General features: G+C 64.0%; 23 protein-coding genes. 15 read left to right on the top strand and 8 right to left on the bottom strand.

The window, feature by feature from the left end; all coding sequences use genetic code 11:
- The first annotated feature begins 51 nt into the window (after positions 1 to 51).
- The 3 genes from I0K07_RS05145 to I0K07_RS05135 are packed head-to-tail and all read left to right on the top strand — an operon-like array spanning position 52 to position 2,965.
- Entirely contained in the window at positions 52 to 582 is a 531-nt protein-coding gene (locus tag I0K07_RS05145) for a shikimate kinase (RefSeq protein WP_420828477.1), read from the top strand.
- Positions 579 to 1,679 carry a 3-dehydroquinate synthase gene (aroB, locus tag I0K07_RS05140; protein WP_203291750.1) on the top strand — a complete coding sequence of 367 codons (1,101 nt, stop codon included), beginning with the start codon at positions 579 to 581 and terminating at the stop codon, positions 1,677 to 1,679. Before I0K07_RS05145 ends, aroB begins: the two co-directional genes overlap by 4 nt.
- Positions 1,679 to 2,965 carry an HlyC/CorC family transporter gene (locus I0K07_RS05135; RefSeq protein ID WP_203291749.1) on the top strand — a complete coding sequence of 429 codons (1,287 nt, stop codon included), beginning with the start codon at positions 1,679 to 1,681 and terminating at the stop codon, positions 2,963 to 2,965. Before aroB ends, I0K07_RS05135 begins: the two co-directional genes overlap by 1 nt.
- Here the strand turns inward: I0K07_RS05135 and I0K07_RS05130 are convergent.
- Positions 2,962 to 3,705 (bottom strand): DUF3313 domain-containing protein, encoded by a 744-nt coding sequence (locus I0K07_RS05130; protein WP_203291748.1) that lies wholly within the window; start codon positions 3,703 to 3,705, stop codon positions 2,962 to 2,964. The genes I0K07_RS05135 and I0K07_RS05130 overlap by 4 nt on opposite strands.
- 66 nt (positions 3,706 to 3,771) lie before the next feature.
- Positions 3,772 to 4,041, bottom strand: a complete 270-nt coding sequence (locus tag I0K07_RS05125; protein ID WP_203291747.1) for a BolA family protein — start codon at positions 4,039 to 4,041, stop codon at positions 3,772 to 3,774.
- A gap of 61 nt (positions 4,042 to 4,102) precedes the next feature.
- On the opposite strand from I0K07_RS05125, the gene I0K07_RS05120 reads away from it, so the two are divergent.
- From I0K07_RS05120 to arsB, 5 genes are all read left to right on the top strand, one after another.
- Positions 4,103 to 4,717, top strand: a complete 615-nt coding sequence (locus I0K07_RS05120) for a J domain-containing protein (protein ID WP_203291746.1) — start codon at positions 4,103 to 4,105, stop codon at positions 4,715 to 4,717.
- A gap of 143 nt (positions 4,718 to 4,860) precedes the next feature.
- Complete coding sequence (cobS, locus tag I0K07_RS05115) at positions 4,861 to 5,850, top strand: cobaltochelatase subunit CobS (RefSeq protein WP_203291745.1); 990 nt, start codon at positions 4,861 to 4,863, stop codon at positions 5,848 to 5,850.
- Between the two features lie 67 nt (positions 5,851 to 5,917).
- The gene (locus I0K07_RS05110) at positions 5,918 to 6,268 is read left to right on the top strand and encodes an ArsR/SmtB family transcription factor (protein WP_203291744.1); all 351 of its coding nucleotides are present in this window, start codon (positions 5,918 to 5,920) and stop codon (positions 6,266 to 6,268) included.
- A gap of 85 nt (positions 6,269 to 6,353) precedes the next feature.
- Positions 6,354 to 6,791 carry an ArsI/CadI family heavy metal resistance metalloenzyme gene (locus I0K07_RS05105; RefSeq protein WP_203291743.1) on the top strand — a complete coding sequence of 146 codons (438 nt, stop codon included), beginning with the start codon at positions 6,354 to 6,356 and terminating at the stop codon, positions 6,789 to 6,791.
- Positions 6,792 to 6,802: 11 nt separating this feature from the next.
- Complete coding sequence (arsB, locus tag I0K07_RS05100; protein ID WP_203291742.1) at positions 6,803 to 7,828, top strand: ACR3 family arsenite efflux transporter; 1,026 nt, start codon at positions 6,803 to 6,805, stop codon at positions 7,826 to 7,828.
- A 1-nt stretch (position 7,829) separates the two neighbouring features.
- Here the strand turns inward: arsB and I0K07_RS05095 are convergent, their stop codons facing one another.
- The 3 genes from I0K07_RS05095 to I0K07_RS05085 are packed head-to-tail and all read right to left on the bottom strand — an operon-like array spanning position 7,830 to position 10,857.
- Positions 7,830 to 8,156 carry a copper-binding protein gene (locus I0K07_RS05095; protein ID WP_203291741.1) on the bottom strand — a complete coding sequence of 109 codons (327 nt, stop codon included), beginning with the start codon at positions 8,154 to 8,156 and terminating at the stop codon, positions 7,830 to 7,832.
- Positions 8,157 to 8,170: 14 nt separating this feature from the next.
- Positions 8,171 to 9,496, bottom strand: a complete 1,326-nt coding sequence (locus I0K07_RS05090) for a multicopper oxidase family protein (RefSeq protein WP_203291740.1) — start codon at positions 9,494 to 9,496, stop codon at positions 8,171 to 8,173.
- Positions 9,496 to 10,857: a TolC family protein gene (locus tag I0K07_RS05085; protein ID WP_203291739.1), complete on the bottom strand. Its 1,362-nt coding sequence runs from the start codon at positions 10,855 to 10,857 to the stop codon at positions 9,496 to 9,498. Before I0K07_RS05085 ends, I0K07_RS05090 begins: the two co-directional genes overlap by 1 nt.
- Positions 10,858 to 10,902: 45 nt before the next feature.
- Here I0K07_RS05085 and I0K07_RS05080 point away from each other — a divergent pair, with 45 nt between their 5' ends.
- Complete coding sequence (locus I0K07_RS05080; RefSeq protein ID WP_203291738.1) at positions 10,903 to 11,199, top strand: metal-sensitive transcriptional regulator; 297 nt, start codon at positions 10,903 to 10,905, stop codon at positions 11,197 to 11,199.
- Between the two features lie 12 nt (positions 11,200 to 11,211).
- Here the strand turns inward: I0K07_RS05080 and I0K07_RS05075 are convergent, their stop codons facing one another.
- Complete coding sequence (locus tag I0K07_RS05075; RefSeq protein WP_203291737.1) at positions 11,212 to 12,060, bottom strand: flagellin N-terminal helical domain-containing protein; 849 nt, start codon at positions 12,058 to 12,060, stop codon at positions 11,212 to 11,214.
- Between the two features lie 223 nt (positions 12,061 to 12,283).
- Here I0K07_RS05075 and I0K07_RS05070 point away from each other — a divergent pair, with 223 nt between their 5' ends.
- The 3 genes from I0K07_RS05070 (at position 12,284) to I0K07_RS05060 (ending at position 16,181) form a co-directional block, all read left to right on the top strand.
- Entirely contained in the window at positions 12,284 to 13,201 is a 918-nt protein-coding gene (locus I0K07_RS05070; RefSeq protein WP_203291736.1) for an alpha/beta hydrolase family protein, read from the top strand.
- 87 nt (positions 13,202 to 13,288) lie between these two features.
- Positions 13,289 to 15,202 (top strand): cobaltochelatase subunit CobT, encoded by a 1,914-nt coding sequence (gene cobT, locus I0K07_RS05065; protein WP_203291735.1) that lies wholly within the window; start codon positions 13,289 to 13,291, stop codon positions 15,200 to 15,202.
- A gap of 19 nt (positions 15,203 to 15,221) precedes the next feature.
- Positions 15,222 to 16,181 carry an esterase-like activity of phytase family protein gene (locus tag I0K07_RS05060; protein WP_203291734.1) on the top strand — a complete coding sequence of 320 codons (960 nt, stop codon included), beginning with the start codon at positions 15,222 to 15,224 and terminating at the stop codon, positions 16,179 to 16,181.
- A gap of 675 nt (positions 16,182 to 16,856) precedes the next feature.
- On the opposite strand, the gene I0K07_RS05055 is transcribed toward I0K07_RS05060, so the two are convergent.
- Entirely contained in the window at positions 16,857 to 18,635 is a 1,779-nt protein-coding gene (locus tag I0K07_RS05055; RefSeq protein WP_238934557.1) for an amidohydrolase, read from the bottom strand.
- Positions 18,636 to 18,739: 104 nt separating this feature from the next.
- Positions 18,740 to 19,024 (bottom strand): 50S ribosomal protein L28, encoded by a 285-nt coding sequence (gene rpmB / locus I0K07_RS05050; protein WP_138514036.1) that lies wholly within the window; start codon positions 19,022 to 19,024, stop codon positions 18,740 to 18,742.
- Positions 19,025 to 19,215: 191 nt separating this feature from the next.
- Between rpmB and I0K07_RS05045 the strand changes: the two genes are divergently transcribed.
- From I0K07_RS05045 to I0K07_RS05035, 3 genes are read left to right on the top strand one after another with little or no spacing between them, the layout of a single operon-like run.
- On the top strand, positions 19,216 to 20,016 hold the full coding sequence (locus I0K07_RS05045; RefSeq protein WP_338041022.1) for a DUF3108 domain-containing protein: 801 nt from the start codon (positions 19,216 to 19,218) through the stop codon (positions 20,014 to 20,016).
- A gap of 53 nt (positions 20,017 to 20,069) precedes the next feature.
- Positions 20,070 to 22,694: a helicase-related protein gene (locus I0K07_RS05040; protein WP_203291732.1), complete on the top strand. Its 2,625-nt coding sequence runs from the start codon at positions 20,070 to 20,072 to the stop codon at positions 22,692 to 22,694.
- On the top strand, positions 22,691 to 23,005 hold the full coding sequence (locus I0K07_RS05035; RefSeq protein WP_203291731.1) for a S4 domain-containing protein: 315 nt from the start codon (positions 22,691 to 22,693) through the stop codon (positions 23,003 to 23,005). Before I0K07_RS05040 ends, I0K07_RS05035 begins: the two co-directional genes overlap by 4 nt.
- Positions 23,006 to 23,037: the final 32 nt, after the last annotated feature.

Genomic DNA, 23,037 nt, shown 5'->3' with positions numbered 1-23,037 from the left:
ACCGTGATTGCGGCGATTTCCAGACCGTTTATACCGCTAGGCATGACGCAAGTGATCACACCAGACCGCAGCATCGTGCTGATCGGCCTGATGGGCGTGGGGAAGACGACGGTGGGACGGCGCCTGGCCAAGGCACTGAACCTGGATTTCCGGGACGCTGATGAAGAGGTCGAACGGGCGGCCGGACGGACCGTGGCCGAAATCTTCAAGGATTTCGGAGAGGCCGCCTTTCGCGATGGCGAGCGCAAGGTGATCGCGCGCCTGCTGGACGAAAAACCCATGGTGCTGGCCCTGGGCGGCGGGGCCTTCGTCGACCCGGACACCCGGGCCCGCGTCCTCGACAAGGCAGTGTCCGTTTGGCTGAAGGCCGATGTCGATACGCTGATGAAACGCGTCACCCGCAAGGATACGCGTCCCCTGCTGCACGATCCCGACCCGCGCGGCGTGCTGGAACGCTTGCTCGAAAGCCGTACGCCCGCGTATGCAGAGGCCAATATCCATGTCGACGCCTCGGCCGGCTCGCACCAGACGACGCTCGACACCATTCTTCAGGCCCTTATGGCCCGGGAGGCCGAAGCGTGAGTGACATCCTGACCGTCCCCGTCGGACTGGGCGATCGCAGCTATGACGTGCTCGTCGGTGCCGGCGCGCTGGATTCAGCGCTCAACCGCCTGCCGGCTCTTTTCCCGCGCCGCCGTGCCATCATTGTCACCGACAAGCATGTTGCCGATCACCATCTCGGCACGGTTTCGGAAAAGCTGGCCGGCGCCGGCCTGGTGCCGCACCCGGTCATTGTCGAGCCCGGCGAGACCGCAAAAAGCTGGGATGGCCTGCGCCATGTCGTGGATGCTCTGCTTGATCTCAATATTGAGCGGTCGGAGTGCGTTATCGCTCTCGGCGGTGGCGTGGTGGGCGACCTCACCGGGTTTGCCGCCTCGATTACCAAGCGCGGTGTCGGCTTCATCCAGATCCCGACCACCCTGCTTGCCCAGGTCGACAGTTCAGTCGGCGGCAAAACCGGGATCAATACGGATCACGGCAAGAATTTCGCCGGAACCTTCCACCAGCCAAAACTGGTGATTGCCGACATGGACCTGCTGACCACCCTGCCGCGCCGCGAGCAGCTCGCCGGCTACGCCGAGATCGTCAAGGCCGCCCTGATCGGTGATGCCCCCCTGTTCGATGCGTTGGAAGCGGACGGCGCCGATGTCATGGAAGGTGAGGCGTTGAGCCGAGCCGTGGCCGCCGCAGTGGCGTTCAAGGCGCGCATTGTCGCCGAGGATGAGCGCGAGGCCGGTGTCCGGGCCCTGCTCAATCTGGGCCATACATTCGGCCATGCCTTCGAGGCGGAAGCGCCCAAGAATGCCATCCGGCACGGCGAGGCCGTTGCCGCCGGCCTGGGCCTGGCATTTGCCTATTCCGCCCATCGCGGCATCTGCCCGAAAGCGGATGCGGATCGCGTGGCGAAACACCTGGAAACCGTCGGCCTGCCCCATGGCGCGACCAGCCTGGCCTGGACGGATTGGGACGCATCCCGCTTGATCGCACGCATGCGCGATGACAAGAAGAACCAGGATGGACGGATCACCCTGATCCTGGCACGCGGGATCGGTGACGCCTACATCGACCGAGACACTGACGAAACCGACCTGACACGTTTTCTGGAGACCCAGCTCTGATGAGCCTCGACTGGACCCTGATTGGCCCGGCCCTCACCATTATCGGCCTTTTGTGCCTGTCCGCTTTCTTTTCCGGATCGGAAACCTCGCTGACAGCGACCTCCCGCGCCCGCATGCTGCAGCTGGAGCGCGACAAGGTGCCCGCCGCCGGCATCGTCAACCGCCTGATCTCGGACGGAGAAAGCCTGCTCGGCTCGATCCTGCTGGGTAATAACCTCGTCAACATCGCCGCCTCGATGATTGCCGGCCAGCTCTTCGAGCGCCTGCTTGGCGGCAATTCCGTGCTCTGGGCCACGCTGATCATGACCTTCACCGTCCTGATCTTCGCCGAAGTCCTGCCCAAGACCTATGCCCTGTCCAATCCGGACCGGTTCGCGCTGACCGTGGCGCGTCCGATCATGCTGGCCGTCAAACTCTTCGCGCCGGTGGTGCGGGCGGTTCAGTTTGTCGTGTCCGGAACATTGCGCGTGTTCGGTGCCCGAGTGGACGGCCCGGTCCTCTCAGCCCATGACGAGCTGCGCGGCGCCATCGCCCTGCACCATGAGGAAGGCGGGGTGGTGAAAGATGACCGCGACATGCTCGGCGGCGTGCTCGACCTGCGCGACCTCACGGTCGACGACATCATGGTCCACCGCAAATCCATCATCATGATCGATGCCGACAAACCGCCGGCCGAGATCGTGACCGAGGCCCTGCACAGCCCGCACACGCGCCTGCCGCTCTACAAGGATGATGCAGAGAATATTGTCGGCATTCTGCATGTCCGCGACATGGCGCGAGCGCTGCACGAGGCCGATGGTGACGCCTCCCAGGTGGATATCGACGCGCTGCGCCGCGAGCCCTGGTTCGTACCAGAAACCACGGAAGTGCTGGATCAGCTCAATGCCTTCCGCGAGAAGCGCGAACACTTCGCGCTGGTGGTCGACGAGTATGGCGCGCTGATGGGGCTGGTGACGCTGGAAGACATTCTGGAAGAGATCGTCGGCGCCATCGAAGACGAGCACGACATCACGGTGGAAGGCATCCAGCCGGAAGACAATGAGCAATGGCTGGTGGATGGCGGTGTGCCGATCCGCGACCTCAACCGGGCCCTGGACTGGGAACTCCCGGACGAGGAAGCCGTGACGATTGCCGGCCTGGTGATCCACGAAGCCCAGACCATTCCGGAACGGGGTCAGGTCTTCCAGTTCCACGGTGCCCGTTTCGAAGTCGTCGAGCGCCGCCGCAACCAGATCACCAAACTGCGCGTTTCGGTCAGCCCGGATGATGTTGAAGTCGTGAGCTAGTCCGCGTCCGCGGTCCTCAGACTGTCGACATAGGCGTCACACGTCCCAAGGGGCGTATCGCCGTCGATCGCTTCAAAATCGGCCCGGGCCTCAACCACCAGATCACCGAACGCATCGGCGAATACACTGGCCAGTTCCGTCGCATCGGCCAGATCACTGAACGCGTCGGGTCCGTCCAGCAGGGTCGTGATACCCCCGCCCGAGGCGAGATGGTTCTGCGAGGCCCATTGGATGGCGGCGATCTGCTCGCCTTCCGGTGTCAGGATTTCGCCCTCGGCCCCCAGCGCACCGATTCCGATCGGGACGCGCGGGTTGAGCGGACCGGGTACAGCCACGCCGATCGCCCGAGACAGACCGGTTGTCGCGACATTGCTCCGGCGCAGGCCGGTAATGTTCGCCTCAAGACGCGCCACAGCGTCGGCGCCTTCAGGCGCAGGCAGGATGGAAAAGCCCGCCCGCGCGAAGCGCTGGCAGATTTCCCGGGACACGACAGCGCGCAGATAATCCAGTCGGGCTTCACTCAGGGCGGCGTCGAACTCGGCTCCGTTGGATAGCTCGACCATCGGGACATGGAGCGTATCGATTGCCGCAAGGGCTTCGCCGTCCGCGAATTCCAGCACCGGCACCAGCCGACGCTCGCCACTGACCAGACGGTCTGTACTGGTCAGCTCGCTGGGCGTTTCGAACCGGGTTGAACATCCGGCCAACAGGACCAGTCCGCAAATCAGAAAAAGGCGCACGCCAAACTCCCTCAAGACATCTCTCGCGCCCGAAAGGCCGGCTGGCGAGATTACACAGTCCTGAGCTTATTCGCCTGGCGCCTTGGCCCGGATCACCAGGGCGTGGATCGGCCCCGTCAATTCTTCAGCAAGCGCGTCATTGACGAGGCGATGGCGCGCCACCCGGTTGAGACCGGCAAAACGGCTGGAAACAATCTCCACCGTGAAATGGCTTTCGCCGCCCGGTCGCGCGCCCGCGTGACCGGCGTGGAGATGACTGTCATCGGTCACGGCGAGCGCTTGCGGAGACAGGCTGTCGCGCAGCTTGGCTTCGATACGATCCTGCATACTTGTCATTTTTCAGCTTTCCACATCGGTTTCATTGCCGCTTTACGGACGCATGCCCATAATTGGGGTCATGTCGGAAGCATTCCAATACAAACCGCGGTTCAAGGACATCCGCATCAAGCCGCCGAAGGACGAACCTTCGCCGGAGGAACGCGTATGCGAATGGCCCGGCTGCCGCAAGCATGGCGACAGTCGCGCGCCAAAATCCAACGACCGGCTGAATGATTTCTACTGGTTCTGCCAGTCCCATGCCTCCGAATACAACAAGTCCTGGAATTTCTTCGAGGGGATGAGCGAAACCTCGGCCCAAGCCTTCCGGGAAAGTGCCGCCTATGGACACCGGCCGACCTGGAACTGGCGCAATACACATTCCGCCAGCGCCAAGGCCGCCAAGGCTGCGCGCGATTTCGCCGACGGGTTTGCCGATCCGTTCGGCCTGTTTGGCGACCGGCGGGATCCCCACAAGGAAGCCCCGCGTGAAAAATCCATGGGCCGTCTCCAGTCCAAGGCGCTGGAAACCATGGGTCTGGAAGCCGATGCGGACAGCGGCAAGGTCCGCCGCCGCTATGCCGAATTGGTCAAGCAATTCCACCCGGACGCCAATGGCGGCGACCGGTCCAGCGAGGAACAGCTGGGACGCGTCATCGCCGCCTACCAGATCCTCAAAAATGCCGGCATGGCCTGAGGCCTGCCTCCCCCATGCGGCACACTGTCCCGACAGATTGACTTGAAGCCCGGCTGGGCGTGCGATACGTCCGATGACGTGATTAACGCGGCTGCAGCAAACGACGGCCGCCCAGTGACCTGATACCAGGCAAAGGCCGGACGATGAGCGACAACTTCCCCCTGCAAGCCCCCGACAAGATCGCGGATACCCAGGCCCTGTTCGGGTTTGATGCCGGGTTCGAAGTGAAAATGTTCTCCCAGCCGGACGAGCACACGCCGGCGATTGATCCGACCTATGTTTTCGATCCGGCCACCACGCGCGCCATCCTTGCGGGCTTCGCCTTCAATCGCCGGGTGATGATCCAGGGCTATCACGGCACGGGTAAGTCGACCCATGTCGAGCAGGTCGCCGCCCGCCTCAACTGGCCGATGGTCCGGGTCAATCTGGACAGCCATGTTTCGCGGATCGACATGGTCGGCAAGGACGCCATCGTCGTGAAGGATGGCAAGCAGATCACCGAATTCCAGGAAGGCATCCTGCCCTGGGCGCTGCAGCGCCCGGTCGCACTCCTGTTTGATGAATATGATGCCGGCCGTCCGGACGTGATGTTCGTGATCCAGCGCGTGCTGGAAGCCTCCGGCTCCCTGACCCTGCTGGACCAGACCAAGGTGATCCGTCCGCATCCCTATTTCCGCCTCTTCTCGACGACCAACACGATCGGTCTCGGCGATACGACGGGCCTTTATCACGGCACCCAGCAGATCAACCAGGGCCAGATGGACCGCTGGTCGATCGTGTCCACGCTGAACTATCTGCCGCGCGAGACCGAGAATGCCATCGTCATGGCCAAGATGGGCCCGCTCGCCCAGACCGAAGAGGGCCAGGCGATGATCAAGGACATGGTCAAGGTCGCCGACCTGACCCGTGAGGCCTTCATCAATGGCGACATCTCCACCGTGATGAGCCCGCGGACCGTGCTGACCTGGGCCGAGAACTACGAGATCTTCAAGGATCTCGGCGCGGCCTTCCGCATGACCTTCCTGAACAAGTGCGACGAGCTGGAACGTCCAACCATCGCGGAAATGTACCAGCGCGTGTTCGGCGAGGACCTGCCGGAAGCGCCGGTGAAAGCGGCCAGCGACGCGGCCTGACGCCGAGACACCGGAGCCGGGCCGCTCGGCGCTTGCTCCCTTCAGTTAATTCAACTATCGGTGAAGTATGGAATCCGATCTGGCCGTCCGCCGCCTCGCCGCCCTGGCCCAGTCCAACCGGCTCGAAGTCTTCCGGCTTCTGGTGAAGGCCGGGCCCGATGGCATTCCCGCCGGCGAGATTTCCCGCACCCTCTCCATCGCGCCCAACACGCTCTCAGCCCAGCTGAACCTGCTGTCGTCGGCCGGCCTGGTGAAGAACCGCCGCGAAGGCCGTTCGCTCATCTACAGCGCCGAGTTTGAATCCATGGCGGACCTCCTGGTCTATCTGATGGAGGATTGCTGCCAGGGCCATCAGGATGTTTGCCAGCCGATCATCGCCGCCGTGTCGCGGGGCGATTGCTGCGAACCCACGACCTGAAATTTTCGCGCCGACCGCTTGACGGCCAACGCGTCCTTCATTATTTCAACGATTATTGAAATAATGAAAAGAAAGACCGAACGCCATGAAACGCCTGCACGTCCACATCTCGGTCGACGCCCTGGAGAAGGCCGTCGATTTCTACTCTGCCCTGTTCTCGGCTGAACCCAGCGTTCTCAAGGATGATTACGCGAAATGGATGCTGGACGACCCCCGCGTCAATTTCGCCATCAGCACGCGGACCCAGGCCTCCGGCATTGAACATCTGGGCATCCAGGTCGATGACGAGGCCGAACTGGCGGACGTCTATGCCCGGCTGGACAAGGCCGGTGGCGAGATTTTCGAGGAAGGCGAAACCACGTGCTGCTATGCCCGGTCCGAGAAAAGCTGGATCGCTGATCCGGCCGGCGTGCAGTGGGAAGTCTTCCGCACATTCGGCGACAGCACGGTCTATGGTCAGGACCTGGCCGCACCAAGCAATGCCGTGGCTGAGCGCCCGCAACACACCTGCTGTGGTGGATAGGATCTGATCGCATGTCCGTTTTCGAGCGTTACCTGTCTGTCTGGGTCGGGCTGTGCATTCTGGTCGGGATCGGACTTGGCCAGGTCCTGCCCGGCGTCTTCCAGCTGCTGGCTGGACTGGAATACGCCAATGTGAACTTCGCCGTCGCCATCCTGATCTGGGCAATGGTCTGGCCGATGATGATCTCGGTCGATTTCGCCAGCCTGAAACGCGTGGGCGACCGGCCCAAAGGCCTCATCATCACCCTCTCCGTGAACTGGCTGGTGAAACCCTTCTCCATGGCCCTGCTGGGCGTGCTCTTTTTCAAGCATGTCTTTTCCGGCCTGATCCCGCCCGCCGATGCCGAGGGCTATATCGCCGGACTGATCCTGCTGGGTGCCGCGCCCTGTACGGCGATGGTCTTCGTCTGGTCCCAGCTCACAAAGGGTGATGCCACCTACACGCTCGCCCAGGTCTCGGTGAATGATGCCATCATGGTGTTCGCCTTCGCGCCGATCGTGGCACTGCTCCTGGGTGTCACCGAAATTGCCATCCCCTGGTCCACCCTGATCCTCTCCGTCCTGCTCTATGTCGCGATCCCGCTGATTGCCGGCATTATCACCCGGCGCATACTGATGGGGGACAAGCAGGACGAGACCGCGATCGCCCGGTTCACCGACCGGCTGAAACCCTTCTCCATCCTGGGCCTGCTGGGCACGGTGGTTCTGCTGTTCGGCTTCCAGGGACAGGTCATCCTGGACCGGCCGCTGATCATTGCCCTGATCGCGGTTCCGATCCTTATCCAGTCCTACGGGATTTTCGCCATCGCCTATGGCGCAGCCTGGGCCTGGCGCGTGCCGCACAAAGTGGCCGCACCGTGCGCCCTGATCGGCACGTCAAACTTCTTCGAACTGGCCGTCGCCGTTGCAATCAGCCTGTTCGGTCTGAATTCCGGTGCCGCCCTGGCCACGGTGGTCGGCGTGCTGGTGGAAGTCCCGGTCATGCTGTCCCTGGTGGCACTCGCCAACCGGACCAGACCGCACTTCCCGGCGGACTAGCCTATTCCGCTTCCGGCTCGGCTGCGAGGATCACCAGATCCTCGCCATGCCGGGTCACGGTGATGGTCAGGGACGCGCCCGGCTGGAACAGGGTGATGTCCACATCCTCGGCAATGGCAAAGGGCATGACCATGCCCGTCATGCCCAGCTCCGGCATGGGACCATGGCGCAGGAAGGCGGTCCGCGCATCCGTATCCACCGTGCGGACATCGCCGAACGTGGTGGACTGGGCCATCTCCATTTCGCTCCCGGCGGGCATGCCGTGATGGCCATGATGCATGTCCTGGACAGACGCGACCAGCGTCAGGGCGAGCAGGATATCGATCATGTCGGAACTCCGTGTCAGGCTTGCGGGTCGATCCCGTCACGCGACAATTCCGCTGCGGTCGCCGCGCGGGCTTCGCCTTCCGGATTGTCGTACCAGCCGGGATCTTCCGTCCCGGTCAGACGGTCTCGCACTTTGAGAATGGTGAACATGCCGCCCATCGTGATGTAGTCACGCGGTCCGCGTGCACCCACCATGGGCAGGGAATTTTCAGGGATCGGCATATGGCCCATTTCCAGATGGGCCCCCATTTCGCCCATCCCGTCCTGGCCCATCGTCATATAGGTCGGCAGCAGGGCACCGACGGCCCGGTCGATCCGGCGGGCATTCACACCGGTCATGTTGGGCAGGTCATGGCCCATCTGGTTCATGACATGGTGGGTCATGTGGCAATGCATGGCCCAATCACCCGGATTGTCGGCGACGAATTCCACCGTCCGGGTAGATCCGGTCGGCACGAGAACGGTCGTATCGGGATGCTGCGCACTCTCCGGGATCAATCCGCCATCGGTCTCGGTGATCCTAAAGGCATAGCCATGCAGATGGATCGGGTGGTGGTCCATGGCGGACAGATTGCCGAAGCGGATCCGCACGCGCTCTCCCCGCTGAGCCACCAGCGGTGATGTGCCCGGATAACAGCGCGCATTCATGGTCAGGATGTTGAAATCGGCCATCGCATTGGGGTCCGGCCGCGACGCGCCGGGCTGCAGCGACCATTCCGACAGCATGATCGCATAATCCCGGTCCGGACGCGGGCCGGCCGGGCGGCGCGGATGCACCACGATCATGCCCATCAGGCCCAGCGCCATCTGGGTCATCTCGTCATGATGGGAGTGGTACATGAAGGTTCCGTGCTGCCGGAAAGTCCACTCATAGACGAAGGTTTCACCCGGATGGATCGAGCGCTGGGACAGACCGCCCACGCCATCCATGCCGGAGGGCAGGATCACGCCATGCCAGTGCACGGTCGTGGGCGCCGGCAGACGATTGGTGACATAGACGCGCACCCGGTCGCCTTCGACCGCTTCGATGGTCGGACCATGCGTGCGGCCATTATAGCCCCAAGTCCGGGCCTGCAGGCCCGGTGCAAATTCATGCTCCACCTCTTCGGAGACGAGGTGGAAGACTTTCACCCCGTCCACAACACGCCAGGGCAGGGTCGCCCCGTCAGGTGTCACAACCGGGGTGTAGTCGACATTCGGACGGCCCGGGGCCAATCCGTCATGCTGGCTGACACTGGTGGAGTGCGCCGGCGTCCGCGCCTGGGCGGCACCGGTCAGCGCGCCCGCACCGGCCAGTCCCAGCCCGCCCGCCAGAAGTGCATCGCGTCGGGAAACTGTCATCAGTGACCGCCCTCCTCGCCGGGCGCCATGGATGGCGCGGCCATTCCCATCTCCATAACGGCCGGTGATCCACCAGCCCGGATTTGTTCAAGACGGATCCCGGCCCGGCTGGCCTGCGCCAGCGCATTCACCAGGTCCTGCCCGGCCTGGGTGCGCATTTCAAACGCCGCCATCAATTCGAAAACACCGATCTGCATCGCATTATAATGACGCAGACTCTCACTCAGCATGGCTTCGGTATTCGGCAGGACGCGTGACTGCAAGGTTTCCAGCTCCGTCAGCGCACCATCGCGGGCCAGTTCGGCCTGGCGAATACTGGTCTGGATATCGATAACCATCTGGGCATGCCGGTCAGCGGCCTGCTGGGCGCGGATACGGGCCGCCGCGCGGCGCGCACCACCCCAATCGAACAGGGGAAGCGCGGTTTCCACACTCGCCCCCTCAATCCAGTCACCGTCTTCACGCTCAGCCACATAGCCCAGCTCGGCATGTTCCAGCAGGCTGGCCGCATCTTCCAACCCGGCCTCACGCGCGGCGGCATCGACTTCGGCCCGCATAGCGGCCAAGGGCAGGCTCAATTCCCGGGCCTGCGCCAGGTCCGGTGCGGAAACACGGGTGTCCGGTTCCGGCAAGCGATCCGGCAATTCCAGCTCTGTTTCGGGCGGCAGCCCCATCACACCCAGAAGGCTGAGCCGGGCCTGCTCGGCCTCGAGCTGCGCCGTCCGTGCGGCCATGGCGGCCCGTTCCGCGAAAATGGTTTCACGCACCAGATCGAGACGCGCGGAATTGCCCGCCTCGTGGATTTCCTCGGCAACCAGCCGGCTGGCCTCCGCCGCCTCGGCAATGACCGCCTGCAGCTCTGCCAACTGACGCGCGGCCACTGCGTCCACCCAGGCCAGACGCACATCGGCCGCAAAGTCGATGGCTTGCAGAACGGCCCGGTCTCGGGCCGCATCATAGCGGACACGTGCCGCCCGTGCCCGCCAGGGCGTCGCCACAATGCCGAGCACGGAGGCCATCAGGTCAACATCATAGAAGTCCGGTTCATCGGAATGCGGCTGCCACACCACACCCAGTACCGGGTTTTCCGGACGGGAGGCCTGTACCCAGTCGGCCCGGGCCAGACCGGCCTCTGCCAGGTCGGCTGCCAGGCCCCGATTATTCGCCAGGGCATAGGCCACGGCGGTTTCGCGATCGAGAACCTCACCCGGCGCCGGCAGTACGGCCGGAGACGCCGGCATGGCGTGCCGCGCGCTGATATCGGCATCCAGGGACGCCCGTTCGGCCAGCGGATCGACACTGGCACACGCCACCAGGACCAGCGGCAATGCAAGGCAGGAGAGACGGCGGATTGCAATCATGGCCCTAGCCGCTAACATACCCCCATAGGGTATACAAGGCATGAGATGACACACGATAGCGTGAACCTGTCGGAACGGCGCGAGAAGAGCCTCAACCGCCTCAAGCGGATCGAGGGTCAGGTGCGCGGTGTGGTCCGCATGATCGAGGGCGAGCGTTATTGCATCGATGTGCTGACCCAGCTGTCAGCCATCAAGTCTGCCTTGTCCGCCGTGGAGGGGGAAATCCTCAAGGATCATTCGGAACGTTGCGTGGCCTCGGCCATCCATTCCGGCGACCCGGCGGAACAGCAAGCCAAGATGAATGAACTCATCGCCTTGCTGAACAAGCACTACAAGCTCTAGCGAGCCCCAGGTCTACGAGAAGAATTGCAGAATGGTGCGCGGACGCTGATTGGCGATCTGCAGGGCCTGCATGCCCAGTTCCTCGCGGACCATCATGGCTTCCAGGCGCGCCCCTTCACGGCCCAGATCCGCGTCGATCAGATTGCCGATACCGGCCGTCGTCTCGTCGATCTGCTTGATCAGCAGGGTGCGCTGGATCTCCAGCGATTTCAGCGACACACCGAGACGCGAGACCGCGCTGTTCACGGCGCTCATGGAATCCTCGAAAGCCTGAACCATGGTGGTGTCGGGCCGGTTCGCCAGACCGGACGCATCTGTCGCCGGCAGGGTGAAACCCAGCTGGCTGTCGAAAATCCCGCCCCCGTCCGACAAATCCTCGGCCGCAATCGTCATCTGCGCGCTGGGATCGCCGGACACGATGGCGGAGATGTCGCTGGCTCCGGCTTCCAGCAGATTGAGATCGTTGAAACTGGCATTCTCGACCAAGCGCTGGGCCTGGTTTCCCAGCGTCACGAAATCATTCATCAGCGTGCGCCAGCCGGTCTCGTCCAGCGTGGTGTCGGTCGCCGCGACCATTTTTTCCTTCATCTCGACCATGAGATCGGAAATGCCCTCGGCGGCGGCCAGGGCCGTGGAGACCACACCGGTCACAAGGTCGATGGAGGTGAGAGCTTCCTCGCGCCCGGCATTGGACGCACGCATGCCCTGCGCCAAGGCCCAGATCGCGCCATTGTCGCTGGCTGTGCTCACCTCGAGCCCCGTCACAATCCGGGCCTGGATATCGACCCGTTGCTTCTCCAGCATGGTCATGTGCTGGAGCGCGGAGTTCACGGCGGACATGGAATGTACGGAATACGTCACCCGTAACTCACCACCACCACATACACACTTGGCCCATTTCTTATTCGGGCTCGAGCCTGCACCCTATCGGCAACAGGGTTATCGAAACCTTTCTGCACGGCTCATGAAATAGGAGTCCGCGGGAACCTTCACGTTCGGAAAGATTTGTCACTTCACCGTGAGTCCTCTTACGACTTCGAGCCCGCCCGCTATTAGTGACGGAAAGCATGCTCGGAGAAACCGTATGATTTCCGCACGATACATTGTCAGCCTTGTCGCTTGCCTGACCCTGGCCGGCACGCCTGCACTGGCCAGCCCGCTCAGCGAATCCAGCCAGGAGGAGGTGTGGATCGAGGCCGATGATGTCCGTCTCGGGGCGACCCTGTACCGACCTGCCGGAGCGACCGGAGACCTGCCAGCCATCGTCACCGCCCACGGCTCGGCGCCCTCTACACGTGACGGTGTCGGCTATTATACCAATCTTGCCTTGAGCATGGGGTTCGCCGTCCTGTCCTTCGACAAACGGGGGACCGGCCTGTCATCGGGGGAGTATGTCCCCTTTTCCGTAGAAACCAGTGATGCCGCGTTTCACGAATTGGCGCGTGATGTCGCTTTTGCGATGGACTGGCTGGTTGAGCAGGACGGGATTGATAACACGCGGCTCGGCCTGCTGGGTGGCAGCCAGGCCGGATGGATCATGCCGCTTGCAGACACCATGCTGCAGGAAGATTTCGACATTCAGATCCACTTCATCATCACCGGCGAAGGCGTTCCGGTCAGCGCGGGCGTGGAACAAGCGCAGGGAACAGCCCTGGTTGCCTCCGTCGGGAACCGGCAGGTTCCGACGCGTCGGGACATTCTCGCAGGCGACGCAGCGGCCTATGCGTATGACGGCCCCGATGGCTTTGATCCGTCCATGGCATTGTCCGCGTCGGATACACCCATTTTCTGGATCTTTGGCCTTTCGGACTGGGTGATCCCCGTCATGCCATCGATCGATGCGATCGGTGAGCGCATTGCGGCCGGCGAAACTCGACATCACTTGCACATCCTGCCGTTTGGCGATCACAACTTCACCAATACCAGCACGGGTGAACGCTACGACCTGGCGCGCATTTGCAGGGATTGGCTTGTCAGCCAGGGCGTCTTGGCACCCGAATAAGCTTGCGGGTGCCGGCAGCTGCGACCGATGGTCTGACCGGCAGGCTCAACACTCGCAATTTCAGGCGGATCGATTAGTTTGTTGGCCATGAGCCAGCCGCCTTCCGATCCCGATGCGTTCAAGCGCGCCCTGACCATCACCACGCGTGCCGTGGCAGGCGACAAGGAATTGGATATCCGCTTCGGCGGCGAGATTGCCGGTCTGTCCGGCGGGCGCATTGTTCTGCCCAATCCGGGCACCAGACCTTCGCCCGAAGCGGCGGCGACGGTTCGCGGCCGGGCTGATGCCCTCGCCCTGCGCCTCGCCCATCATGATGAAGCGGCCCATGTGAAGGGCCTGCCCTCCGGTGCCACCGCCCGCGCGATCTTCAATGCGGCCGAACAGGCCCGCGTTGAGGGGATCGGCGCGCGCGACATGAAGGGCATGGGCGACAATCTCGACGCGGCCCTGATCGCCCGCTGCCGCCAGAAGGGCTGGCAGGCCGTTACGGAACGCCAGGCCGCCCCCATGGAAGAGGCCATCGCCATGCTGGTCCGCGAACGCGTGACCGGCCGCGAAACGCCTCCGGAAGCCACCGGGCTGATGACGCTCTGGCGTGAGCAGATCGAGGACATGGCCGGCGATTCGCTGGACGCCCTCGCCAAGAATGCGAACGATCAGGAGGCCTTTGCCGAGCTTCTGCGGACCGTGATTCAGGATCTTGATCTGGCTGATGAACTGGGCGGCGACCCGGAAGACAGCGACAATCCCGATGATGAGGATGAGGGCGTCGACCGCGAACAGCGCACCGGCGACCAGGACGAGGAAAATCCCGGCGACCAGTCCGAACAGCCTGACACACCGGACGCGTCCGGTGAGGCGGGTGACGAGGACGAGATCAATGCGGACGGCGAGGATGCCGATACCCGGGTTGATGCCATGGATGATGAAGGCGCCGCCCAAACGGCGATGCGCCCGAACTGGCAGCCCTCCGCCGACACAAATGCCAAGGCCTACAAGGTCTTCACACGCGAGTATGACGAGGTCATCCAGGCCCCTGACCTGTGTGATGCGGAAGAGCTGGAGCGCTTGCGCAGATATCTCGACAACACACTCAAGGGCATGGACCAGGTGGTCGGCCGTCTGGCCAACCGTCTGCAACGCCGCCTGATGGCGCAGCAGGAACGCGCCTGGAAATTCGATCTGGAAGAAGGCGTGCTGGACGGGTCCCGTCTGGCCCGCGTCATCGCCGACCCGACCCTGCCGCTCTCCTACAAGCAGGAAAGCGACACCGAATTCCGCGATACGATCGTCACCCTCCTGCTGGACAATTCCGGCTCGATGCGCGGCCGTCCCATCATGGTTGCGGCCGCCTGCGCCGATATCCTGGCCCGTACGCTGGAACGCTGCGGCGTGAAGACCGAAATTCTCGGCTTCACCACCAAGGCCTGGAAAGGCGGACGGTCGAAAGAGAAGTGGCTGGCCATGGGCAAACCGCCCCAGCCGGGCCGGCTCAATGACCTTCGCCACATCATCTACAAATCGGCGGACACACCCTGGCGCCGCGCCCGGGTCAATCTCGGCCTGATGATGCGCGAGGGCCTGCTCAAGGAAAACATCGACGGCGAGGCCCTGCAATGGGCCTGGAAACGCCTCGGCGCGCGGCCTGAACAGCGCCGCATCCTGATGGTCATTTCCGATGGCGCGCCGGTGGATGACGGCACCCAGTCCGCCAATTCCGCCGGTTATCTGGAACGCCATCTGCGCGAGACCATCGCCCAGATCGAGAACCGGTCCGAGGTTGAACTCCTCGCCATCGGCATCGGCCATGACGTGACCCGCTGGTACAAGCGCGCCGTCACCATCAATGATGTCGACCAGTTGGGCGGGGCGATCACCGACCAGCTCGCCGCCCTGTTCGACGAGGATGGCGGCAAGGGCGGCGGCTTCGGCTCCGTGCAAGGCGGGCCGATGGCCGGCCTCAAACGCGCCGACTGGGCCAGCCTGTCCGGCGGCCGCTGATCACACAAAGGAACAGGGCATGCACCACACTTCCCTGATCATGGCGTGCCTGGCCTGCCTCACCCTTCCAGCCATGGCCCTTGCCCAGACCGTCACGCCGGTCGCGCTGTCGCCCGATCCGTCAGTCACCCGCGCCGGCCAGCTGGTCTATCGCGGCGGCGTGTCCATCGAGATGGATCATGAGGGCTTTGGCGGACTTTCTGCACTAGAGCTGTCGGACGACGGGTCCCGGATGCTGGCCATTTCCGACAGCGCCTGGTGGGTGAAGGCAGAGATCGTCTGGACCGAGACCAATGAACTCGCCAATGTCCGCAATATCCGGATCGACGCGATGCTCGATCCGGACGGTGAACCGCTGGAAGGCCGCATGGCCGACAGCGAGGGCCTGACCCGCGGCTATGGGCCGGACTATCTGGTCTCCTTCGAACGCGAGCACCGGATCTGGGCCTACCCGATCGGCGAGGATTGGAGCGGTACGGAAACCGCCCTTCCCCGCCCCTTCTCCACCCCGGACGCCGCACAATATCTGGGCAATAACCAGGGGCTGGAAAGCCTGGCCCGCCTGCCGGACCGCAGCATCATCGCCGGTGTGGAATACCCGTCCACCTTCCTGCCCAATCACACGATCTGGCGTCTGCCCCTGGCCGGGGAATGGGACGACAACCGGATCACGCCGACACCAACTTTCGGCCTGACCGGTCTCGCCGTGCATGACGGCGAGGTCTATGCGCTGGAACGCTTCTGGGCCCGCGACGTCGGTAACCGGATCCGCATCCGCCGTTTCGCAGCGACCGAGCTCTCACCCTGGCCTCTCCAGGCCGAGACGATCGGCGCGCTGGACCCGCCCATGATTGTCGACAATTTCGAAGGCATTGCCGTCATCGAACGCGAAGGCGAAACCCTCCTTCTCATCCTCTCTGACGACAATTTCTCCGACAACCAGCGCACGCTCCTGCTCGCCTTCGCGGTGGAGGAATAGAGGCGGGGCCTGGGGCATCCTTCTCCATTTCCCCCGGGCGCAGTCCCGGGGCCGACAGGGCGTTTCGACTTTTCACAGGATGAGGATGCGGCACCTTCGGTGGGCCCCGGAACAAGTCCGGGGAAAATGCATTTGTGTTTCACGGCTTTCAGCGCCACGGCGTTTCCGTCTGGCGGTATGAGAGGTGTGCGGGAGGCCGGCGACTGCCGTGCCGGCGTGTTTTCTAAGTGTGTGTGACAGGCGACTGCCTCCCGCACGCGGAGATTTCCCGAACGCTCTCGCCCCCGTTTCCAATCCGGCCGGTATTCGGGTCGGGCGTTTAGTGCCGTCAGACCGGGCCGGACGCCCTGCCGGTGCTTGGGATGTCACCCCCTCGCGCGGACAGGCTCCGCAAACCTCCGGGCACAAGGGACTGAGCTCATGCCTCTCTTCCCGGACGTCGAGGAGGAGTCTCTCACAGGTTTTCAGGGTGGGGATAAGTTGGGCTCGACGCCACACCCCCTCCCTTGAGGGAGAGGGTGGCGCGCATGCGCCGGGAGAGGGGGAAATCCCGGTGCTGGCCGATAATCACGAAGACCTCGCCAATCCCCCTCATCCGCCGCTACGCGGCACCTTCTCCCCGGGGAGAAGGGGGGTGTTGAGCTTGTCATGAACACCCCCGCAAGCGGGTACCCCCTACTCCTCGCCGTGATGGAAGCTGTAGGGGCTTTCCCAGACGACTTCGCCATCAACCACGGTCATCCAGGGCTCCACGGTGAGGATGTCCTCGGCTGGGATGGTCATGATGTCGGCGGAGAAAATGGTGAAGTCGGCGCGCTTGCCTTCCTCGATCGTGCCCAGCTCGTCCTCGCGGAAGGAGGCATAGGCCGGCCAGATGGTGAAGAATTTGAGCGCGTCCTCGCGGGATAGTGCCTCCTCGGCATGCCAGTTATCGCCCTGGAAACCGGACAGGTCGGCGCGGGCGACGGCGGCGTAGAATTCGATCCGCGGATCACCCTGCTCCACCGGCGCATCGGAACCGCCGGTGATGTGGGCGCCGGCATCCAGCAGGCTCTGCCAGGCATAGGCCCCGACCAGACGATCATCACCCAGACGGTCCGGGGCGAAGTGGAGATCGCCGATCGCGTGGGAGGGCTGGAAGGAGGCGATCACGCCCAATTCGGCAAAGCGCGGAATGTCCGCCGGATCGATGATCTGGCTGTGCTCGTCGCGCCAGCGATAATCCGTCACGGCGCGGTCATCCTCGGAGACCTGGCCCAGCGCCTCTTCCACCCAGTCCAGCAAATGCCGGTTCCCGCGGTCGCCAATGGCGTGGACATTGACCTGCACGCCGTCGCGCAGGGCCTGGGTCATCATGCTGATCGTCTCATCCGCTTCGGCAATTGCCAGGCCGGAGGTTTCCGGACGGTCGGCATAGGGTTCCAGCAGAGCCGCGCCCCGCGAACCCAGCGCGCCATCCATGTAGAGTTTCACGGAACGGGTGATCACCCGGCCATCATCGGCGATGCGCGGCGTCTGCGGGGCCAGCCAGGAATAGCCGTCCGGCCCGATGGAGATATAGGTGCGGATCGGAAGACGGTCATCTTCGGCGAGGCCTTCGATGATCTCGACATCCGTGTAAGGCACCGACATGTCATGGGCGCCCGTCCAGCCCAGCGACGCCAGGCGCATCGCACCCTCGGCATAGATATCGCCGCGCTCATCACCCTCCGGCTCCGTGATCAGCGCGCCCATCGGATACATGGCCGTGTCAATCAGCATGCCGGTCGGCTCGCCTTCATCGTCGAACAGGATTTCCCCGCCCGACGGTGCCACACTGTCACGCGTGATGCCGGCAGCCTCCAGGGCGGCGGAGTTGGCGACAAGGGCATGGCCGTCGGCCCGGGTCAGGATGACCGGATTGTCCGGTGAGATGGCGTCGAGATCCTGGCGGTTGGGGAAACGCCCCTCCGGCCAGTGCGTCTCGATCCAGCCACGGCCGGTCACCACACTGCCCGGCGAGGCCTGCACGACGGCAGCTTCCACGCGGGCGACCAGTTCGGCGATGGAGAGGACATCATCCAGGTTGAGATTGCGCTCGCGCTCACCCACGCCCATCACATGGATATGGCTGTCAGTGAAACCGGGATACATGGCCCCGCCATTGAGATCGACGATCCGGGTTTCCGGCCCCATCCAGACCGAGGCCCCGGCTTCGGGACCGGCAAAGACGATACGCCCGTCTGCAATGGCAACGGCGCCGACGGTCGGGCGCGCATCATTGGCCGTGTAGATCGCCCCACCCCAGAAGACCGCATCCGCCGCCGCGATGCCCGCCGGTTCGTTGGCCGGTTCGCTGGCCGGTGCTGCAGCCGGTTCGGACGCCGGTTCAGGGGGTGCCTCTTGCGGCTGTCCGCCACAGGCGGCCAGCGCCAGGACACTCAAAGATACTGCGATGGAACGAAGATGAATCATGCCGGCCTCCCCAAAACTGTGGCGAGGCTAGCGGGCAGGCGCACAAACGACAACGCCCGCTGCAAGCAGCGGGCGTTGATCATGATCGTGAAGAGCCGGTTGGCTTAGGCCGCGTTGGCCTTCTTCAGCTCGCGCTTGATCTTCAGGGCACGATCCGAGAGCTTCTCGTCACGGGCCTTCAGCAGGAAAGCGTCCAGGCCGCCGACATGGTCGACGGAACGCAGGGCTTTCGCGGCAATGCGCAGTTTGAAGCTGCGACCCAGCTTTTCAGAGGCCAGGGTCACATCGCACAGGTTCGGCAGAAAACGGCGGCGGGTTTTGTTCTGAGCGTGGGAGACATTGTTCCCCGTCATCACGCCCGTGCCGGTCAGTTCGCAGCGACGCGCCATAAGTCGCACCTTTCAAGTATAACAATCCGTGCACACCGGCCTTGCGACCAGTGCGAGAGCGGGCGAATTACCGGAGCGGAACGAGCCCGTCAAGCGCGGAGCGTTCATCTTGCAGCCGGTTTCATCCTGTTATTGCAGTTGCTATGACTTCCTACCATCTATGGGCAGGGCGCAAGCAAGGAGAGAATTTCGTGAAAAAGGCGTTGTTTGGCGTAGCCTTGGCTCTCGGTCTCAGCTCGGCAATTGCGGCTGATGACGAAGCCGCACCGGCCTCTGCAGAATCTGTCAGCGTGACCGCCCATTATTCCGGTTCGGTGATGATCTTCCAGGTCGCGGACATTTCCATCTCCGGCCAGTTCACCGATCACGACTATACCGCAGCGGCCCGATTCACCGCAGCCGGCCTCGCCGCCCTGTTCACGGACGCCGATATCGAAGCCGGCGTGTCCGGCTATCGAGAGGGCTCGGCCCTGCGTCCCTGGCGCTACAGCCACCTCAACCATGCCAGTTCGAAGAATCGCGTGGTCGGGATCGACTTCCCCGAAGGTGTCGCCATGCCCGACATCAATCCGCCCTTCGGAAACATGGGTGAGCCGCCCGCCACGGACGAGGAACGCGCTGGCGCCTCCGATCCGCTGTCCGCACTCCTGTCCATGGCGCTGGGTGCCGCATCCGGCGAAAATGGTGTTTGCGACGGCCGCCTGCCCGTCTTTGACGGTCGCGCCCGCTATAATCTGCGCTTCGAACCGGGCGGCACCGACACTATCCGCACCCGCGCCTGGCGCGGCGAGGCGGTAGTCTGCCATGCCTATTACGAGCCGATCTCCGGCTATGAAGCGGATGAATTCCCCTCCGAGGAGGATATCAGCCATCCGATCACCTTCTGGCTTGCCCCGCTGGAAGACGGACGCATCCATCTTCCGGTCCGCATCCGCACCAATGCCGGTTTTGGCGGTGTGACGGTACAGGCCCGCTCCATCGAGACGCACTAGCCCGGCCTGAAGCGCTTGCCCCGGTCCGCGAGCCGGGGCTAAGGAGAGGCGTCATGTTGGCGCGTTATGATGGCCAGGGGCAGATCACTGCTGCTCTGGGGCCCACCAATACCGGTAAGACCCATCTCGCTGTCGAGCGCATGCTGGCCCGCTCCTCCGGAATGATCGGCCTGCCGCTGCGTCTTCTGGCGCGCGAAGTCTATGATCGCGTGGTCAAGATCAAGGGCCCGGCCGCCGCGGCCCTGATCACCGGCGAGGAAAAGATTGTCCCGCCGTCCGCGCGCTATTTCATCTGTACCGCCGAAGCCATGCCGATGGACAAGCGCGTCGCCTTCATGGCGATCGACGAAGTCCAGCTGGCCGCCGATCACGAGCGCGGCCATGTCTTCACTGACCGCCTCCTGCGCGCCCGGGGCACGGAAGAAACCATGATCCTGGGCGCGGGCACCATGTCCCGCATGATCCGCGAACTGGTGCCGCGGGCCGATCTGGAATTCCGGGAGCGTTTCTCCCAGCTGAGCTATGCCGGACCGGCCAAGGTGACGCGCCTGCCCCGGCGCTCCGCTGTGGTCGCCTTCTCGGCCGAGTCCGTCTACGCCATCGCCGAGCTGTTGCGTCGCCGCCGTGGCGGGGCAGCCGTGGTGATGGGCGGATTGTCGCCGCGCACCCGCAATGCCCAGGTCGAACTCTACCAGTCCGGCGAAGTGGACTTCCTGGTCGCCACCGATGCGATCGGCATGGGGCTGAACATGGATATCGACCATGTCGCCTTTGCCGAGAGCCGCAAGTTCGACGGCCGCCGCCGGCGCCGCCTGACCGCGCCGGAACTGGCCCAGATTGCCGGACGCGCCGGCCGTTTCCGGTCCGACGGCACTTTCGGCGAGACGGCCGAATGCCGACCCTTCGATCCGGATGTGGTCGAAGCCATCGAGGCGCATGAATTCGCACCGGTGGAACGCCTGCAATGGCGCAATCCCGATCTCGACGAGACCTCTCTGGAAGCGCTGCAATACACGCTGGGCAAGCCATCACCCCATCCGGTGCTGGAACGCGTCGGCGAGGCGATCGATGAACGCGCCCTGGGCATTCTCGCCACGGACCGCGACATCCGGGACCGCGCGACCAGCCCGGCCCTGGTACGCCGCTTGTGGGATGCCTGCCGCCTGCCCGATTTCCGCAAGGCCACGCTGGACGCCCACACCCGCCTGATCAAATCCATTTTCCTGCACCTGACAGGCCCGGGCAGCGTCCTGCCCGACGCCTGGATGGAAGGGCAGCTGGAGCGGTTGAACAAGACGTCCGGCGATGTCGATGCCCTGGCAGCCCGCCTCGCCCATGTGCGCACCTGGGCCTATGCCGCCCACCGCGCCGACTGGACCCGCGACCCGCAATTCTGGCGCGGCCGCACCCGGGAAATCGAGGACGCCCTGTCCGACGCCCTGCATGAAAAACTCATGCAGCGCTTTGTCGACCGCCGCACCAGTGCACTGGCCAAAAGCCTGCGCGATGAGCGCGATTTGCTGGCCGGCGTATCACGTGACGGCGAGGTTACGGTTGAAGGTCACTTCGTCGGACGGCTTGACGGGCTGCGTTTCAAGCCCGATGCAGAGGGCCGCGAGCTTGAGGCCCGCACTTTGAAGTCCGCCGCACTGAAAGCCCTGCGGCCTGAAATCAACCGGCGCCTGCGCGCCCTGGCAAAGACTGACATGACCGAACTGACCTTTACCGATGAGGGCAAGATCGTCTGGAATGACGAGATCGTGGCCCAGCTCATTCCCGGACCGACCCCGCTGAAACCTGCCATCAAGCTGGAAGGCGGCGATCTCGGCGCGAATGAAGCCATGGTCCAGGCCCAGTCCGGGCTGGAGGCCAAGGTCCGCGAACATGTCGAGACGGTGCTCGCACCGCTCTTCAAGCTGCGCGAGGCCGGTCAGTCGGACGAACTCACCGGTCCGGCCCGCGGCGTCGCCTGGCGCCTGCACGAGGCCGGCGGCGCCCTCGTTCGCTCGCAGATTTCCGAAGAGGTCAAAGGGCTCGACCAAGAGGAACGCCGCAGTCTGCGCCAGGCCGGCGTGCGTATCGGCGAACACATGATCTATGTGCCCGAACTGGTGAAACCCGCCCCGGCCCGTCTCAACGCCCTGCTGCAATCGGTCCATGCCGGCGAGATTGATCTGGCGTGGATTCCGGCACCGGGCCTCACCTCGATCGCCAATGACCGCAGCCGTACGCGCGCCGACTATGCCATGGTCGGCTTCTATCCGTGCGGACCGCGCGCCGTGCGCTTTGACATGCTGGAACGTCTCGCCGACACGCTGCGCGAGGCGCGCAATGCCGATACCGAGCCGGGCTTCCCGCTGACCGCCGACATGACCGCCCTGCTGGGCTGTTCCGTGGAGGACATGCGCGGCGTCCTGATGACGTTGGGCTATAAGCGCATCCAGAAGGGCCCGGATCCGGAAAAGGCCGAGGGCGAACGCTGGGACCGCAAGAAGCGCCGTCCGCCCCAGCGCAATGCCGGCGGCAAGTCCGCGCCGCGCCGCCAGGGCCAGAACAAGCCGGCACCTGCCAAGCCCGTCATGGCCCCGGCCGACAGCCCGTTTGCCGCCCTGGCCGAACTGAAACTGGGTGACACCAAGACCAAGCCCTCGCGTCCGCGCAAGGCCCGCAAATCGTGACAGACACGCCGGACGGGCAACGCGTGGACATCTGGCTCTGGCGGGCCCGTCTGCTCAAGACGCGCAGCCTGGCCACACGCATTGTCCAGAACGGCCAGGTCCGGCTGAGCCAGGCCGGCCAGACCCGCCGGCTGACCAAGGCCTCGGCCCTGGTGCGTGCGGGCGACCGATTGACGCTCGTGTTGAATAAGCAGATCGTGCGTCTGGAAATCCTGGGACTTGGAGACCGGCGCGGCCCGGCCAACGAAGCCCGCGAATTGTACACCGTCCTGGATGACGCTGCGGACGGGACCGGGTCTGACACGGACTGAGACCGGACCACCGCCCGCCCCGCGCCGACCGA

It is taken from the genome of Maricaulis parjimensis (assembly GCF_016817355.1).
Classification (GTDB): Bacteria; Pseudomonadota; Alphaproteobacteria; order Caulobacterales; family Maricaulaceae; genus Maricaulis; species Maricaulis parjimensis.
The sequence above is the reverse complement of the archived record's forward strand: the minus strand, read 5'-3'. Positions and strand labels throughout refer to the sequence as shown.